We start from the raw sequence: 4,015 nt of genomic DNA on the forward strand, positions 1-4,015 counted from the left end.
CTGCGCAGTCGGGTGATCGGTGAGGTGCTGGCGGGGCGCGGTGGGATGGTGTCGGTGGCCGCGCCGGCAGGAGAGGTGCGCGCGTGGTGTGAGCCATTGGGCGAGCGGGTCTCGCTCGCGGCGGTCAACGGGCCGGCCTCGGTGGTGGTGTCCGGGGAGCCGGAAGCGCTGGACGAGCTGGTGGCCCTGTGCGAGGCGCAGGGGGTGCGGGTCCGGCGGATCGCGGTGGACTACGCCTCGCACTCGGCACAGGTCGAGCAGATCGCCGGCCCGTTGCAGGAGGCACTGGCGCCGCTCGCGCCGCGTCCGACCGAGGCCGGGTTCTTCTCCACGGTCTCCGGGACCTGGGTGCCGGGAGAGACGCTGGACGCAAGGTACTGGTACCGCAATCTGCGCGAGCCGGTCCAGCTGGAGCGGGCCGTCTCGGAGCTGGCGGGCGAAGGCTTCGACGCCTTCGTCGAGTGCAGCGCACACCCCGTGCTCACCGCCGGGCTGGAGGACACGCTGGCCGCCGCCGGGATGCCGGACGCCGTGGTGGCCGGCACCCTGCGCCGCGACGAGGGCGGCCTGAAGCGGTTCCTGACCTCCGCCGCCGAACTCTTCGTCGGTGGCGTGCACGTCGACTGGAGCACGGTCACCGGCGTCGGCGTCCAGAACGACCCCGCGGGCCTGCCCATGGATCTGCCCACCTACGCCTTCCAGCACCAGCGTTACTGGGTGGAGGCATCGGCGGACGCTTCGGATCCGGCTGCCCTGGGCCTGCGCGGTGTGGACCACCCCCTGCTGGGCGCGGCGGTGTCGCTGGCCGACGGCGGCGGGGTGCTGGTGACCGGCCGGCTGTCCACGGACCGGCCGGGCTGGCTGGCCGATCACCAGGTCGGCGGGACGGTCGTGGTGCCGGGAACGGCACTGGTGGAGATGGTGACGCGGGCGGGTGAACAGGTCGGCTGCGTACGGGTCGAGGAACTGCTCCTGCACACCCCGCTGGTGATCCCCGCCGGCGAAGCCGTCGACGTACAGATCCAGGTGCTGGCCTCCGCCGAGGACGGCCGCCGGTCCGTGACCGTCCAGTCCCGCCCCGACACCGACCTCACCGAGAGCCCGTGGACATCCCACGCCGACGCCTCCGTGAGCCCCGCCCGAGAGCTGCCCCCCCAGTCAGCGCCGACATGGCCTCCGGAGGGAGCCGAGCCCGTCGGGATCGACACCGTCTATGCCGAAATGGCGGACCGCGGGCTGGAGTACGGCCCGCACTTCCAGGGGCTGCGAGCGGTATGGCGGCGTGACGGCGAGCACGGCGGGACCGAGATCTTCGCCGAAGTGCGCCTGCCACAGCCACTGGTGGAACAAGCAGAGCAGTACATCCTGCACCCCGCGCTGTTCGACGCGGTGCTGCACGCCGTGGTGCCCGGCGAGCTCCTGCCGCCCACCGGCGCGGAACCGGAGGCGCGGCTGCCCTTCTCGTGGAGCGGCGTCGAGATCCAGGCCGCCGGGGCATCCGTCCTGCGTGCGCGGCTGACCGCCCTCGGACACGACGCGCTGACGCTGACCCTGTGGGACGCGGCAGGCGGACAGGTCGCCACGGTCGACGCGCTGACCGTGCGCCCCGTCGCCCGTCGAGAACTGCGGGCGATCGGAGCCCGGACCGACGACCCCCTGCTCCACGTCCGCTGGCAACCGCTGCCGCCGCAGGCGACGCCCTCCCCCTCCACGCCCTGGGGCATCCTGGGCCAGGACACTCTCGGACTGCGGCCGGCTCTGGAGGACGCCGGCAGCCCACCGACCTCGTACGAATCGCTGTCGGACATCGGCGAGACCGTGCCCGCCACCGTGCTCCTGCCAGTGCCCGAGGGCGGTGCCGACGACCCGTCCGGCGACGTACCGGGGCGGGTGCACGCACTGTTCTCCTCGGTTCTCGCCACCCTGCGGGAGTGGCTGGCCGACGAGCGCTTCTCCGCCGCACGACTCGTCGTGGTCACGCGGGGCGCGGTTCTCACAGGAGAAGGCGGCGATGCCCCTGATCCCGTCGCCGCCTCCGTCTGGGGACTGCTGCGGACCGCCCAGACCGAGCATCCGGACCGTTTCGTACTGCTGGACCTCGACCCCGGCACCGGGGCCGGCACCGAGACCGCCGACGCCCTCGCGACGGCCCTGAGCACCGGCGCACCGCAACTGGCTGTCCGGTCCGGGACGGCGTTCGCCCCGAGCCTGGTACGCGGCACGGAACCGGCGCCGCCCGCGCAGGAGACCCGGCCGATCGACACCTCCGGCACGGTTCTGGTGACCGGGGCTCTCGGCACACTCGGAAGGCTGACAACCCGCCACCTGGTGACCGAACACGGCGTGCGGCACCTGCTCCTGACCAGTCGCACAGGCCCCGCGACCGAGGGCGCCGACACGCTACGGGCCGAGCTGGCCGAGCTGGGAGCCGAGGCGACCCTCGTGGCCTGCGACACGGCCGACCGAGCGGCTGTGGCAGAGCTGCTGGCCGCGGTCCCCGACGAGCACCCGCTGTCCGCCATCGTTCACGTGGCCGGTGTACTGGACGACGCCGTCCTGGAGGCCCTCACACCGGAGCAGGTGGCGGCTGTCCTGCGGCCGAAGGTGGACGCGGCATGGCACCTGCACGAACTGACGCGCGACCTCGACCTGTCGGCGTTCGTCCTCTTCTCGTCCGCGGCGGCCACGTTCGGCAACGCGGGCCAGGCGAACTACGCCGCCGCCAACGCCTTCCTGGACGCACTGGCCGGCTACCGCCGCGCGCGCGGCCTGACCGCCACGTCCATGGCGTGGGGGCTGTGGGCCGAAGCCAGCAGAATGACGGAGCACCTCGACCACACGGACCTGCAGCGGCTTGCCCGTCTCGGGGTGACACCGCTGACCAGCACAGCGGGTCTCATGGCATTCGACGAGGCGCTGCGCCTGAACCGGCCGGCCGTCGTACCGATGGGCCTGGACACCCGGCGCCTGGCCGCGGCCGACGCGGCCTCGCTGCCCCCGCTGCTCGCCCCCTACGCCCGCGCCACCCCGGTACGGCGGCGGAACGCCGCGGCCACCTCACCGGCATCAGCCACCGGACTGCTCGACCGGCTGCGCTCCCTCACCGCCCAGCAGCAGCTGGACACCCTGCTCGGCATGGTGAAGAGGCACGTCGTGTCGGTGCTCGGCGGACGCGAGGACGCCATGGCCTCCGTACGCACGCAGACCTCCTTCAAGTCGCTCGGGTTCGACTCCCTGACGTCCGTGGAACTGCGCAACCGCCTCAACAAGGAAACCGGGCTGCGCCTTCCGGCGACCCTGGCCTTCGACCGCCCGAACCCCGCCGCGGTCGCCGACTTCCTGCAGAGGGAACTGACCGGTGCCCTCGCCGCGGAGGGGCCCCTCACTCCGGCGGCGGCCACGTCCTTCGAAACACCCGCCGACGATGACGATGACGACCTCATCGCCATTGTGGGGATGGGCTGCCGTTTTCCGGGGGGTGTGGAGTCTCCGGAGGCGTTGTGGGGGGTGGTCTCGGCCGGTGTGGACGTCATCGGGGATGTCCCGGGGGACCGTGGCTGGGATGTGGAGGGGGTGTTCGGCGGGGACCGCGACGGGCCCGGGACCAGTTACGCGCCTGCGGGTGGGTTCTTGTATGAGGCCGCGGAGTTCGACGCGGCGTTCTTCGGCATCTCGCCGCGTGAGGCGCTGGCGATGGATCCGCAGCAGCGGTTGTTGCTGGAGACGTCGTGGGAGGCGCTGGAGCGGGCGGGCATTGATCCGCGCTCCCTGCGGGGGACCCGGGCCGGCGTCTTCACGGGCCTGATGAACAACGACTACGCCGCCAGGCTGATGCATGTCACCGACGGGCTCGAAGAGTACGAGGGCCATCTCGGTAGTGGGAGCGCGGCGAGTGTGGCGTCGGGCCGGGTGGCGTACACCCTGGGTCTTGAGGGGCCTGCGGTGTCGGTGGACACGGCGTGTTCGTCGTCGTTGGTGGCGTTGCATCTGGCGGTGGCCGCGTTGCGCAGGGGTG

At 72.6% G+C, this 4,015-nt stretch carries 1 protein-coding gene; it reads left to right on the forward strand.

The annotated features are described in order from the left end of the window. On the forward strand, positions 1–4,015 hold a 4,015-nt coding region (locus ABZ863_RS35360; RefSeq protein ID WP_358544104.1), incomplete at both ends, for an SDR family NAD(P)-dependent oxidoreductase.

Origin of the sequence: Saccharomonospora sp. NPDC046836, assembly GCF_040645195.1 — a bacterium.
Taxonomy (GTDB): domain Bacteria; phylum Actinomycetota; class Actinomycetes; order Mycobacteriales; family Pseudonocardiaceae; genus Prauserella_A.